At 64.8% G+C, this 12,910-nt stretch carries 13 protein-coding genes; 3 read left to right on the forward strand and 10 right to left on the reverse strand.

The window, feature by feature from the left end:
- The first annotated feature begins 1 nt into the window (after window position 1).
- Both H8S55_RS04220 and H8S55_RS04225 read left to right on the forward strand, forming a co-directional pair.
- Window positions 2-562, forward strand: a complete 561-nt coding sequence (locus H8S55_RS04220) for a manganese efflux pump MntP (protein ID WP_186877956.1) — start codon at window positions 2-4, stop codon at window positions 560-562.
- 122 nt (window positions 563-684) lie between these two features.
- Window positions 685-1,899 carry a dicarboxylate/amino acid:cation symporter gene (locus H8S55_RS04225; protein WP_186877957.1) on the forward strand — a complete coding sequence of 405 codons (1,215 nt, stop codon included), beginning with the start codon at window positions 685-687 and terminating at the stop codon, window positions 1,897-1,899.
- Window positions 1,900-1,966: 67 nt separating this feature from the next.
- Here the strand turns inward: H8S55_RS04225 and H8S55_RS04230 are convergent, their stop codons facing one another.
- The 10 genes from H8S55_RS04230 to hprK form a co-directional block, all read right to left on the reverse strand.
- Window positions 1,967-2,395: a hypothetical protein gene (locus H8S55_RS04230; RefSeq protein WP_147562223.1), complete on the reverse strand. Its 429-nt coding sequence runs from the start codon at window positions 2,393-2,395 to the stop codon at window positions 1,967-1,969.
- A 16-nt stretch (window positions 2,396-2,411) separates the two neighbouring features.
- A complete protein-coding gene (locus tag H8S55_RS04235; protein ID WP_186877958.1) occupies window positions 2,412-2,720 on the reverse strand; it encodes a DUF2089 family protein in 309 nt (102 codons plus the stop codon).
- 319 nt (window positions 2,721-3,039) lie between these two features.
- Window positions 3,040-4,515, reverse strand: a complete 1,476-nt coding sequence (cobA, locus tag H8S55_RS14045) for a uroporphyrinogen-III C-methyltransferase (protein WP_243200452.1) — start codon at window positions 4,513-4,515, stop codon at window positions 3,040-3,042.
- Entirely contained in the window at window positions 4,508-5,122 is a 615-nt protein-coding gene (locus tag H8S55_RS14050) for a precorrin-2 dehydrogenase/sirohydrochlorin ferrochelatase family protein (protein ID WP_243200453.1), read from the reverse strand. The genes cobA and H8S55_RS14050 overlap by 8 nt, the downstream gene beginning before the upstream one ends.
- Window positions 5,123-5,190: 68 nt before the next feature.
- Window positions 5,191-6,099 (reverse strand): DNA-binding protein WhiA, encoded by a 909-nt coding sequence (whiA, locus tag H8S55_RS04245; RefSeq protein ID WP_186877959.1) that lies wholly within the window; start codon window positions 6,097-6,099, stop codon window positions 5,191-5,193.
- 3 nt (window positions 6,100-6,102) lie between these two features.
- Complete coding sequence (locus H8S55_RS04250; RefSeq protein ID WP_186877960.1) at window positions 6,103-7,143, reverse strand: gluconeogenesis factor YvcK family protein; 1,041 nt, start codon at window positions 7,141-7,143, stop codon at window positions 6,103-6,105.
- Between the two features lie 24 nt (window positions 7,144-7,167).
- A complete protein-coding gene (gene rapZ / locus H8S55_RS04255; protein ID WP_147562217.1) occupies window positions 7,168-8,031 on the reverse strand; it encodes an RNase adapter RapZ in 864 nt (287 codons plus the stop codon).
- A 30-nt stretch (window positions 8,032-8,061) separates the two neighbouring features.
- On the reverse strand, window positions 8,062-8,988 hold the full coding sequence (gene murB, locus H8S55_RS04260) for a UDP-N-acetylmuramate dehydrogenase (RefSeq protein ID WP_186877961.1): 927 nt from the start codon (window positions 8,986-8,988) through the stop codon (window positions 8,062-8,064).
- 136 nt (window positions 8,989-9,124) lie between these two features.
- Window positions 9,125-10,075, reverse strand: coding sequence for an ROK family protein (locus tag H8S55_RS04265; protein ID WP_186877962.1), 951 nt, complete (start codon window positions 10,073-10,075; stop codon window positions 9,125-9,127).
- A 2-nt stretch (window positions 10,076-10,077) separates the two neighbouring features.
- Window positions 10,078-11,043, reverse strand: coding sequence for an HPr(Ser) kinase/phosphatase (gene hprK, locus H8S55_RS04270; protein WP_366467335.1), 966 nt, complete (start codon window positions 11,041-11,043; stop codon window positions 10,078-10,080).
- Between the two features lie 210 nt (window positions 11,044-11,253).
- Here hprK and H8S55_RS04275 point away from each other — a divergent pair, with 210 nt between their 5' ends.
- Window positions 11,254-12,798, forward strand: a complete 1,545-nt coding sequence (locus H8S55_RS04275) for a nitrite/sulfite reductase (protein ID WP_186877963.1) — start codon at window positions 11,254-11,256, stop codon at window positions 12,796-12,798.
- Window positions 12,799-12,910 lie beyond the last annotated feature (112 nt).

Below are 12,910 nucleotides of genomic sequence, written 5' to 3' on the forward strand. Positions count from 1 at the left end.
TATGGACCTTTGGGAGCTGTTTGTCATTGCGGTGGGGCTCTCTATGGACGCCTTTGCCGTATCCATCTGCAAGGGACTATCCGCCCCCCGGCTGCGCCTGCGCCACAGCCTGATCTGCGGAGGCTATTTCGGTCTGTTCCAGGCCCTGATGCCCCTGCTGGGCTGGCTGCTGGGGGTGCGCTTCCAGACCATGATCGACAGCCTGGACCACTGGATCGCCTTTATCCTGCTGGGGATCATCGGCGTGAACATGATCCGGGAGTCAAGGGAGTGCGGAGAGGAGCCGCTGAACAGCTCCTTTTCCTTCCGCACCATGCTTCCCCTGGCCGTGGCCACCAGCATCGATGCTCTGGCCGTTGGGGTCACCTTTGCTTTTTTACAGGTGGACATTCTTCCCGCCGTCCTATTCATCGGCTGGACCACTTTTGTCATCTCCGCTGTTGGCGTGAAAGTGGGAGCGGTATTCGGCACCCGATTTCAAAGCCGAGCGGAGCTGCTGGGCGGCGCAGTGCTGGTGCTTATGGGAGCAAAAATACTGGTGGAGCACCTGCTAGCGGGCTGACCCCGATCCCGTGCATTTCCCCCGATTTTTTCTTGCAGTTGATCCCCGCCTGTGGTACAATGGGCCTGTTTCCCCGCCTTTTGGGGAAGCAGAGAGAGTAAAAACGAAGGTTGTGTGTTACTATGAAAAAACTACTGGGCAGTCTGCCTGCCCGCCTGGTGCTGGGCGTTCTGGCCGGCATCTTCATCGGCCTGTGGGCGGGCGGCGAGGCCTCCGGTGGCCTGGGCGAGACGGTGATGCAGGTCATCCTCACGGTGAAGAACCTGCTGGGATCTCTCATCTCCTTCTGTGTACCCCTCATCGTCATCGGCTTCATCGCCCCCTCCATCACCCGGCTGAAGAGCAACGCCTCCCGGATGCTGGGGCTGTCCCTGGTCCTGGCCTACACCTCGTCGGTGTGCGCCGCCCTGCTGTCCGCCGGAGCGGGCTTCGTCCTCATCCCCGGCATGTCCATCCAGTCCTCTGCCGAAGGTCTGCGCACCGCGCCGGAGCTGCTGTTCCAGCTGGAGATCTCCCCCATCATGCCGGTGATCTCCGCCCTGGTGTTCTCCGTGCTCATCGGTCTGGCCGCCACCTGGACCCAGGCGGGCACCATCATCCGCCTGCTGGAGGAGTTCCAGCATATCGTGCTGGAGGTGGTCACCCGGGTCATCATCCCCATCCTGCCCTTCTTCATCGCCGGCACCTTCTGCGGCCTGGCCTACGAGGGCTCCATCACCCGGCAGCTGCCCGTGTTCCTGCTGGTCATTTTGATCGTGCTGGTGGGGCACTATCTGTGGCTGGCGGTGCTGTATGGTCTGGCGGCGGTCTATTCCGGTGAAAACCCCTGGCAGGTGCTGCGCCACTATGGCCCGGCCTATCTCACCGCCGTGGGCACCATGTCCTCCGCTGCCACCCTGGCTGTGGCCCTGGACGGGGCCCGCAAGTCCTCCGTCCTCCGCCGGGACCTGGTGGACTTCGGCATCCCCCTGTTCGCCAACATCCACCTGTGCGGCTCGGTCCTCACCGAGGTATTCTTCGTCATGACCGTGTCCAAGGTGCTGTACGGGGTTCTGCCCGCCCCGGGAACTATGATCTTGTTCTGTCTGCTGCTGGGCGTGTTCGCCGTGGGAGCTCCCGGCGTGCCCGGGGGCACGGTGATGGCCTCTCTGGGGCTCATCACCAGCGTGCTGGGCTTTGACAACAACGGCACCGCCCTGATGCTGACCATCTTCGCCCTGCAGGACAGCTTCGGCACCGCCTGCAACATCACCGGCGACGGGGCCCTGACCCTGATCCTCACCGGCTACGCGAAAAAGCACCACATCCAGCAGGTGCCCGACACCGAAATTTTATAACAGATCATAACAAAATCGCTCCCGTTCCCGGCTATTTCACCGGAAACAGGAGCGATTTTTACTTGATTTACTCCAAGTCCTGAATGTTCATTTTCCGCAGGCCGTCCTGAAAGTCGCGGCGGTTCTTGTAATAGAGCCAGATGCCGCCAAAGGCCGCCGTGGGGATGTTGCAGGTGAGAAACAGGGCGATCAGCGCAGCGATCTCGCCCCCGGTGGGGGGATAGAACTCGGGCTGGGGGAGGACCTCCTCCACCACATTGCCGTTTTCGTCCACCGTCACCATGCTGGAGGCCGACGCCGGGGTGACGCAGTTGATGAGCGCCACGCTGGTGAGCGCAAAGGACAGCAGCAGGGATAAAATGGGCAGGATCAGCCCCAGCTTTCCGCTCTTTCGGCACAAAAACACCTGCAGCACTACCAGCAGGGCAATGGGCAGCAGTCCCAGACACATGGTAAATACCAGCACAGGCAGGGTCACGATGGAAGCCATCATCATAATAATACAGTCCTCCTCACTTGTCCCGGTCCGGGGTCCGGGTCTTTTTATACTCCGCAATGAGCAGCTTGGCCGTGTCCAGGTCCAGCCGCTCGTTGATGGCCAGCCGCTTCACGGCGGCGATAAAGGGGTCGGCGGCCACGTCCTCCGCCATGCGAATTTTTTGAATGACCCGGTCCAGCCGCAGCCGCACCGTGGGATAGGTCACGCCGTACTCCCCCGCCACTTCCTTTAAAGAGCCGGAGGCCAGCACAAACTTTTTCAGAAAGACTGCGTCCTCCTCCTCCAGGCCGGTCATCCACTCCGGCAGCGTCTCCAACGCCATCTGCTCCCCTCCTCTCTGTGTAACTTTAGTATAATCTTTAATATTATTAAAGTCAAGCTTTAATTTTATTTTTCTGATTGAAAAATTTGTCCCGCTGCATTTGGTCAACATGCTATCCTGAACTTGTCATTCCGAGGAGTGCAGTACCCGCAAGGGGCACGCCGCATCCGTAAGGCAGCAAAGCTGCCAACGGCTGCGCAGCGACGTGGGGATCCGTTTCCCCTCGTCTTTTGGACGGGAGTTACGGATCGCTGCATCGGGGCTTCGTCCCTCCTCGCAATGACAGGCCCAGCATCTGACCAAACACAGCGGGATATTTTTACTTCTTTCGCGCTTCCGCCCACGCCAGCACGGCCCGGGCCAGACCTTCGGCGGAGATCTCCTGGGCCATCCGGGCGGGCATCCCGGCCCGCTCCAGCGCCCGGGCGGTGACGGGGCCGATGGCCACGGCGGGGAGCGCCACGGGGCCGTATTGCTCTGCAAAGGCTTGTACGCCCCCGGCGCTGCCGAAGGTGAGCACGTCCAGTTCCGGCAATGGCTCCGGTCCGGGCAGGGCCTTGGCGGCATAGAGGGCCAGGTCGTGTACCTCCAGCCCCGCTTCTCTCAGCGTGTTCGTCACCTCAGGGGAGCCCTGGGCGGAGCGGAGCAGCAGCACCCGCTCCCCGGGGCAAGCCGCCTCTGCCAGAGCCCAGGCCAGCGCTTCCCCCGTGCGGCCCGCTGGGCACACCTCGGGATAGAGCCCCCGGTCCTCCAGCATCCGGGCGGTGGCGGGGCCGATGGCGGCCAGTCTGCACCGGCCCAGCCGCCGCAGGTCCAGGCGATACTGCCCCAACAGGCAGAAAAACCGCTCCACTCCCCGGGCGCTGGTGAACGCCAGCCACTGGGGGCGGTCCTCCTCCAGCAGGGACGGCAGCGCCGGCGGCTCCAGGGGTTTTAACCCCAATCGGGTCGTCCAGACTATCTGAGCGCCCAAGGGCTCCAGCCGTTCCCGCTGGGCCCGGACCAGCTCCCCCGTCCCGGCGCAGCCCACCCGGACCCCGGTTAGAGGACGGCGCTCCTCTTGCTTGAAATGCAGGGCGGCCACCTCCCCCACCACAATGACGGCGGGGGGCTGCACCTCCCCGGCCCGCCGGGCGATGTCCCCCAGGGTGCCCCGCACGTCGGCGGGTCGGGGGCTGTTCCCCCCGGACAGCACGGCTACGGGGGTGTCCGGGGAACGGCCCTCCTCCACCAGCCGGCGGGCGATGACCTCCAGATGGCTCAGACCCATAAGGAACACCAGCGTCCCCCCGCACCGGGCCAGGGCGGAAAAGTCCTCGGGCAGGCCGTCCGGCGTATCTGCGGTGCGGCCGGTGATGATGTGAACGCTGCGGCTTAAGCCTCTGTGGGTCACCGGGATGCCCGCCCCGGCGGGAATGGCCACGGCGGAGGTGATCCCCGGGACCTCCTCGCAGAGCACCCCGGCCCGGTTCAGCGCCAGCAGCTCCTCCCCGCCCCGGCCAAAGACGAAGGGGTCGCCCCCCTTCAGCCGAACCACCGTCTTGCCCTCCCGGGCCAGGGAAATGAGGGCGGCGGAGATGTCCTCCTGGGGTGCGGAGTGCTTCCCGCACCGCTTGCCCAGATAGCGCCGCTCTGCGTCTAGGGGGGCCAGGTCCAGCAGGGCCGGGTCGATGAGGTCGTCATACACCACCGCGTCGCAGCCCTCTAAAAGCCGCATTCCCCGCAGGGTGATGAGATCGGCTCTGCCGCACCCGGCCCCCACCAGATAGACTCGGCCCAGTTTCCGCTCAGCCATAGGTGTCCTCCCCCAGCTCCCGCTCCCGCTCCTGCTCCGTCAAAGGCCGCCCCAGCGTCAGACAGGCGGCGAACAGCCGGGCAAAGCAGGCCGCCCGCTCCCGCTGGTGGAGCAGACGCGCCTTTAGGATCGGCCGCTGCCCCTCCAGCCAGGTCAGAATTTCTTCGGTATGCTCCGGCAGCAGCCCTTCGATCTGCTCCTTCAGCCAGACGGCGGCGGTGGGGCTGCTGCCCCCGGTGGAGATGCCCACAGACAGATCTCCCCGCCGCACCAGCGCCGGGAAGAGAAAGCTGCAGGCCTCCCGGTCGTCCACCGCATTCACCGGAACGTTCTGCCCCCGGCACAGGGCGGATATCCGGTGATTCTCCTCCCGGTCGTCGGTGGCGGCGATGACAAAGCTGGCCCCCTCCAGGTCCGTCTCCCGGAATCTCCGGCGCTCCAGCGTCACCGGCAGGGCAGTCAGGGCCGGGATGGGCTCCGGGGCCACCACCGTCAGCTCCGGGCCATAGGGCAGCAGCTTCTCCGCCTTGCGCAGGGCCACTGTCCCCCCGCCCACGATCAGCCCTCTTTGGCCGGACAGGTCCACAAAAAAGGGAAAATAGGCCATATGTCAACACCTGCTTTCTGCATCGAGAAGAAAAATCAGCCCCCCTTGTGAAAGGGGGGAGGGCCGCATCAGCGGCGGGGGGATTCCGCCTCCGCCTTCGCCAGCTCCACCAGCTTGCGCAGGCGGTGGTTCAGGGCGGATTTGGTAATGGGCGGATCATACCGCTGGGCCAGCTGGGACAGGGTGTCCTCCGGGTGGGCCAGGCGGAGAGAGGCCGTCTCCTGCAATTTCTCCGGCAGCAGGGCCAGGCGGCCCTGCTCCTCCAGGCGGCGGATGGACTCCACCTGGGTCATGGCCGCCTCCACCGCCTTGTCCAGGTTGGCGGCGTCGCAGTTCACCCGGCGGTTCACGCTGCCCCGCAGGTCCTTCTCCAGCTTGGCATTCATCACCTCCATGGCGGACAGGGGCGCCCCGATGGAGGTGAGCAGGTCCTCGATGCGGTCGCTCTGTTTGAAATAGACCACGGAGTTGCCCTTGCGCTGGGCCGCCTTGGGCTCTAAGCCCATCTCCCGCATCAGCGCCAGCATCTCCCGGCCCACGCTCAGGTGGGAGGTGGTCAGTTCCAGGTGATACCCCTTTCTCGGGTCGGTGACGGAGCCCCCGGCCAGAAAGGCCCCCCGGAGGAAGGCCGCCCGGCAGCACTTCTCCTCCAGCACGCCGAAGTTGATGTGCAGCGCCGGGGCCCGGTCATCCCCCCCCAGCAGCTGCTGCACAGCGGAGAGCTTGCGGGGGTCCTCCACGGCGAAGATGTGCTTGCCCTCCCCGTCGGGCAGGCGGTCAAAGGAGAAGCGAAAGGCCCGGCGCAGCAGCTGGGGCAGGCGCTGGGCAAAGGAGTCGCTCTCGGTGATGACCCGGATCTCTCTGGGGGAGAAGGTATTGCAGTAGAGCAGCACCCCATAGCACTCGGCCTGGGCACAGCATTTTCGGCTTAGGGGCACGCGGCAAAGCTCCTGCTTCACCTCAGATGAAAAGGACATGGGTCACTCCTCCAAAATATAGCGCCGCGCCCCCCGGAAGATGCGCACCGCCCGGCGGCGGTAGATCTCCAGCAGGGCCTCGGCCAGCTTGTCCGGGTCATGGCGGGCAAAGTCGCCGTGATGGGCAGCCACCGGCCGCTCCACCAGCTCCAGCCCTAAGGCTGCGATGCGCTCCCGGTCAATGACCAGGGGGGCCGCCCCCTCCGCCTGATATTTCTCCACCAGACCGGGCAGCATGGGGGTGGAGTTTGCCAGACACAGGTCCACCAGGCCGGGACAGCCGTGGGCCAGCAGGGCCTCCAGATGGTCGGCGGCGGTGTAGCCCTCCGACTCCCCCTCCTGGGTCATGATGTTGCACACATAAATTTTCGGCGCGTCCGACTGGGCGATGGCCTGGGCCACCCCGTCCACCAGCAGATTGGGGATGACGCTGGTATAGAGGCTCCCCGGCCCCAGCAGGATCAGGTCCGCCTCCCGGATGGCCGCCAGGGCGGCGGGCAGGGGGGCGGGATGCTCCGGGATCAGGGCCACATGGGCGATGCGGCAGTCCTGCTCCTTTTTCACGTGATAGATTTTCGACTCCCCCACCACCCGGACGCCGTTTTCAAACACGGCCTCCAGCTGTACGTCGGCGCTGGTGACGGGGATGACCTGGCCGGTGATGGCCAGCACCTGGCTCATCTGGCTCACCGCCTCCTCAAAGGAGCCGGTGACCCCGTTCAGGGCGGCCAGGATCAGGTTGCCGAAGGACTGCCCGGCCAGGGACCCCTCGGTAAAGCGATAGGTCAGCAGCTTCTGCATGATGGGCTCGGTGTTGGCCAGGGCCTCCATGCAATGGCGGATATCCCCCGGGGGCGGCATGCCCATGTCCCGGCGCAGCATCCCGGAGCCGCCGCCGTCATCGGCCACCGTCACCACGGCGGTGAGGTTTTTCGTGTATTTTTTCAGCCCCCGCAGCATGGTGGACAGGCCTGTGCCGCCGCCCACGGCGACGATCTTGGGTCCTCGCTCCCACTGCTGGGGGTTGACGGACAGTTCAGCCATAGTTCGGCTCCTCTCCCAGTGTTTTCAGTTCCGGCCCAGGTCCCGGTGGCTCTCCGACACGGGGAAGCCCGCCCGGCGCACCAGGTCGGCCAGGGCGTGGGCCACGGCCACGGACCGGTGGTGACCTCCGGTGCAGCCCACAGCCACCACCAGGGCAGTTTTGCCCTCCTCCTCATACCGGGGCAGCAGCCAACCCACAAAGTCCCCCAGCCGGGACAAGAACTCGTCCGTCACCGGGCTTTGGAACACATAGTCCCGCACCGGGGCATCCAGGCCGTTCATGGGCCGCAGCTCAGCTACATAATAGGGGTTGGGGAGAAAGCGCACGTCAAAGACCAGATCAGCCTCCATGGGGATGCCGTATTTAAAGCCGAAGGAGCTCACCCGCACGTCCATCCGGCCCTGGGACGAGCCGCTCTTGGCGAACAGGCGGCGCAGCTCCCCCTTCAGCTTGGCGGTGGACAGATTGGACGTGTCGATCACATAGTCCGCCCGCTCCCGCAGGGGAGAGAGCATCTTCCGCTCCAGCTCGATGGCCTGCTCCAGACTGTCGCACTCCTCAGCCAGAGGGTGGCTGCGGCGGGTCTCTTTATACCGTTTGATGATGACCTCGGTGGCCGCCTCCATAAACAGGATGTGATACTCGCACTGCATGTCCGTCAAGTCCTGGAGGGCCCGGAACAGGCTGTTGAAGTTGGTGCCTCCCCGGATGTCTGTCACCAGCACCACCCGGTCATATTCCCCCGACCCGGCCATGCCCAGCTCGGCAAATTTTGGGATGAGGGGGGCGGGCAGGTTGTCCACACAGAAAAAGTCCATATCCTCCATAAAGGAGGCCGCCTTGCTCTTCCCCGCCCCGGACAGGCCGGAAATAATCACAAATTCCATAATTCTCCCTCTCTTTTATACACACAGGAATCAGCGCAGCACTTTCACTTCCATCTCCAGCGCCACTCCGGTCTGCTCCTGCACCCGGGCCTGCACCTGGCGCACCAGCTCCAGCACGTCGGCGCAGGTGGCGCCCCCCCGGTTGACCACAAAGCCCGCATGCTTTTCCGACACCTGGGCTCCCCCCACGGCAAAGCCCTTCAGGCCGCACTGGTCGATGAGGGCGGCGGCAAAATAGCCCTCCGGCCGCTTGAACATGGACCCGGCGCTGGGATACTCCAGGGGCTGCTTCTCCTTCCGCCGGGCGGCCAGCTCGTCCATCCGGGCCCGGATGGCTGCGGGGTCGCCGCTGCTCAGCTGAAAGCGGGCCTCCAGCACCAGGCGCTGTCCGTCGGAGAAGACACTCTTCCGATAGCCCAGGCCGCAGCTTTCAGCGGGGATGGTCTGGATACTGCCATCCAGGTCCAGGGCGGTGACGGAGACCAGCACCTGGGCCATCTCCCCGCCATAGGCCCCGGCGTTCATCACCACCCCACCCCCTACAGAGCCGGGGATGCCGGAGGCAAATTCCAGCCCCGTGAGCGCTCTCCCCTGGGCGGCGTTTGCCAGCATGGCCAGGGATACGCCGCCCCCGGCACACAGCTGTCCGTTCTCCTCCCACACCCGATTCAGCGGGTCTGCGGAGTACCGCCCGGCGGGCTGGAGGAGAAAACGCTCCACCCCCTCGTCGGGCACCAGCAGGTTGGAGCCGTTGCCCAGGAAAAAGGGCAGAATATCCGCCTCCCGGGCGGCCAGCACGGCGGCCTTGGCCTGGACGGCCGACTTGGGCAGGGCCATCAGCCGGGCCGGGCCGCCGATGCGAAAGGACGTGTGCCGGGACATGGGCTCGTTCGCCCGCACCTCCAGCCCGGGGCACCGCCGGGCCAGCTCCTGTTGTAACCATTCAAAACGATCCATAGGGACCTCCAAAACAGCAATTCATTGAGGTTATATTATAGCAGAAGCCCAGGGGAATTTGAAGGGGGCGTGGGCAGAAAAACGCGCCCTTCGCATTTTTTCGGTGCGGAGGGCAGCGTATGGGACAGGTATTGGCTCAGATAGAGTCGCACAGCATGGCCGCGCCCACCACCCCGGCATCGTTGCCCAGGGAGGCCCGGACCAGGCGGGTGGGCATGGTCTTGTCAAAGGAGCCCTGGCGCACCAGCTCCCGCACCGGGTCCAGCAGAAGGTCGTCGTCGGCATTGCTCACGCCGCCGCCCATGCAGATGACCTCCGGCTGAAGGATGTTCACCAAATTGATGAGTCCGATGGCCACGCCGGAGCGATAGGAATAGAGCACCCGGTGGGCGGTCTCGTCCCCCTGGCGTGCAGCCTGGAACACGGTGCGGCCCTGGACCTTGCTCCTGTCCCCCCCGCACAGCTGCCACAGCAGACTGTCCCGGCTGCACTCCATCTCCCGCAGGGTCATCTGGATCAGGGCGCTTGCCGAGCCGTACTGCTCCCAGCAGCCCCGGTTGCCGCAGCCGCACAGGTGTCCATTGGGGTGGATGATCATGTGGCCCACCTCCATTCCGCTGCCGGCAAACCCGGTGAACAGCTTGCCATCCACCACCATGCCCGCGCCGATGCCCGTGCCCAGCGTCACCGTCACTGCCGGGCTGCAGCCCTTGGCCGAGCCGCTGCGGTATTCTCCGATGGCGGCGCAGTCTGCATCGTTGCCCAAGAACACGGGCATATCCCACTGCCGCTGGAACAGCTGCCGCACAGGGGTGTTCTGAAAGGGCATGTTGGGGGTACGCACTACGATGCCCGTCTTGTTGTTCACCTGGCCGGGCAGGCCGATACCCACCGCCCGGACCTCTTTCTCCGTCACGCCCCCGGACTGGCACACCTGCTTTGCCAGCCGGACGATCTCCCCGCACAGCTGCTCCGGGGTCTGGCTGTGATCCACTGGGTGGCTGGCCTTGTCCAATATCTCGCAGTCCTCGTTCATCAGACCGGCCACCAGGTTGGTCCCGCCTACGTCTACGCCCACATAATACATGTTCAGTCCTCCTCGTCCAGCTCGTCGCCCAGGCCGTTCTGCTCAAAATGCCGGTCCATCCGCTGGGTCAGCTCCAGGGCAGCGTTGTGGCCCATCTTCCGGTTGCGGTTGTTCATGGCCGCCACCTCCACGATGCTGGCCAGGTTCCGGCCCGGCTTTACCGGGATGGTGATGGAGGGCAGCTTTACCCCCAGCACCTCCGTCTGCATCTGGTCCAGCCCCAGGCGGTCGTACACGGTGTTGTCGTTCCAGGGCTCCAGATTGATGACCATGTCGATCTGCTGCTTCAGCTTGATGGCGCCCATGCCGAACAGGCGGCGCACGTCGATGACGCCGATGCCCCGCAGCTCCATATAGTGGCGGATGAGCTCGGGGGCGTTGGCCTCCAGGGTACCGTGGTTGGTCTCCCGGATCTCCACTGCGTCGTCAGCGATGATTCGGTGTCCGCGCTTGATGAGCTCGATGGCCACCTCGCTCTTGCCCACGCCGGACTCTCCCTGGATGAGTACGCCCTCGCCGTAGATCTCCATCATCACGCCGGAGCGGGTGATGCGGGGGGCCAAATAGTTATAAAGGCTGCCGATGAGGGCGCTCATAAAGGCAGAGGTCTGGGCCTTGGTGCGCAGCACCGTCCGCCCATGGGCCTGGGCGGCCTCCAGACACTCGGGAAAGGCCACCAGCCCCCGGGTGATGATCAGGCCGGGGACGGGATACTCCAGCAGCCGCTCAAAGCTCTCCCTGCGCTGCTCTGTCGTCATCCCCGCCACAAAGGCGGTCTCCGTCAGGCCCATCAGCAGCAGGCGCTTGGTGTCAAAATGCTCGAAAAACCCGGACAGGGGCAGACCGGGCCGGTTCACGTCCACCGTGTGCAGGGGCACCTGTTCATAATTGGGGGCGGCGCATAAGACCTCCAGGTCAAACTCCTTGATGATCTGGCCCAGGGTCACGCTGTACTTGCTCTCGCTCACGCAAAACCCTTCCTTTCCTTCTGTATACCACATGATACCACATGCCGCGCAGTGCGCGGCAATTTTTCTTGCCTTCAGTATAGCCGAAATCCCACCGTCCCGCAAGATGTCCTGCAAAAAAAGCGGGATTGTAAACTTCCCCGTTTCCGTAGTATAATGTAGGAAAAGGCCGCCCGCATCTGCCGGGCAGAAAGCAAGGAGAGAGGAATTATGCACACCATCGACCCTCAAAGCTGGAAGCAGGACCTGCCCGCCTTCCGGGAAAAGACGGATGAATTCTATGCCGGTACCCTGGACAAGGGCGCATATAAGGGTTTTTCCGGTCTGTACGGCAGCTATGCCCAAAAGGGCGGCAAGGCCAGCATGCTCCGTCTGCGCATGACCGCCGGGCGGGTCACCCGGGACAAGCTGGCCTTTGTGGCCCAGGCCATCCGCACCTATTCCGTCCCCCGGGCCCACTTTACCACCTGCCAGTCCATCCAGCTCCACGATCTGCTGCCCCAGGCCCTGTACCCCATTATGGAGCAGGCCCTGGACCACGGCATCGTCACCATGGGCGGCGGCGGCGACTTTCCCCGCAACACCATGTGCTCCCCCCTGTCCGGCGTGGAAGCGGGCGAATATTTCGACGTGCTGCCCTACGCCCAGGCGGCGGGCGACTATGCCATGAACTTTATCAAGGCGGAGAAGATGCCCCGCAAGCTGAAGATCTGCTTCTCCAGCTCCCCGGCCAATCTGCCCCACGCCACCTATCGGGACCTGGGCTTTGCCGCCCGGCCTGACGGGACCTTTGACGTGTACTCCGCCGGCGGCCTGGGCAACAACCCCAGATTCGGCGTGAAAGTGGCCGAGGGGGTGGACCCCAACAAGGTCCTCTACTATATCAAGGCCATGTGGCTCACCTTCCGGGCCCACGGCAACTATGAAAACCGGGGCAAGGCCCGCACCCGCTATATGCAGGACATCTGCGGCGGGCCGGAGGGCTATGCCCGGGCCTATCAGGAGCAGCTGGACGCCGTCCTCGCCTCCGGCGAGGATCTGGACCTGCACCTCTCCCCCGCCCCCGTGACCAAGGCGGGGGATGGCACGTCCGTGGCCGGGCCCCGGGTCATCCAGCAGAAGCAGCCCGGCCTGTATGCTGTGGCCTGGCACCCCATCGGCGGCCAGCCTGACCTGAACACCCTGTGCGCCCTCAGCGACGCTCTGGCGGACATGGACGGGACCGAGATGCGCCTGGCCCCCGACGAGACGGCCTATATCATCAACCTCACCGGGAGCGAGGCCACGAAGATCCTGGCCCTCACCGCCGACGGGGCCCACACCCTGTTCGAGACCTCGGTGAGCTGCATCGGCGGCGCCACCTGCCAGGTGGGGATGCGGGACTCCCAGGGGCTGCTGAACGCCTGCGTGGATGCGGTGCGCCGGGCCGGCATTCCCGACGGAGCCCTGCCCCAGGTCCACATCTCCGGCTGCCCCTCCTCCTGCGGCACCCACCAGACGGGGGTGCTGGGCTTCCGGGGGTCCTCCCGCCTGGTGGACGGCAAGCCTCAGGCCGGCTTTCTCCTCTTCGTGGGCGGCAATGCCCATCAGGGTCAGGAGACCATGGGCCGGGAAGTGGGCGTGCTGCTGGAAAAAGACGTGCCCGCCTATCTCATTGACCTGGGCCGCACCGTGGCCGCCTCCGGTCAGGATTTCAACACCTGGTTCAAAGCGAACCCCAAGGGGCCGGATCAGATCGCGGAGAAGTATCTGTAAGAAAACACGTTCCTGCGACGGCGGGGCGGCACAGAGGCCGCCCGTTCGATGACCATCGCATCCCCGCAAGTCCCCCTCATCCGTCACGGCTTCGCCGTGCCACCTTCCCCCA

Origin of the sequence: Flintibacter faecis (assembly GCF_014287875.1) — a bacterium.
In the GTDB taxonomy this organism is placed as follows: domain Bacteria; phylum Bacillota; class Clostridia; order Oscillospirales; family Oscillospiraceae; genus Lawsonibacter; species Lawsonibacter faecis_A.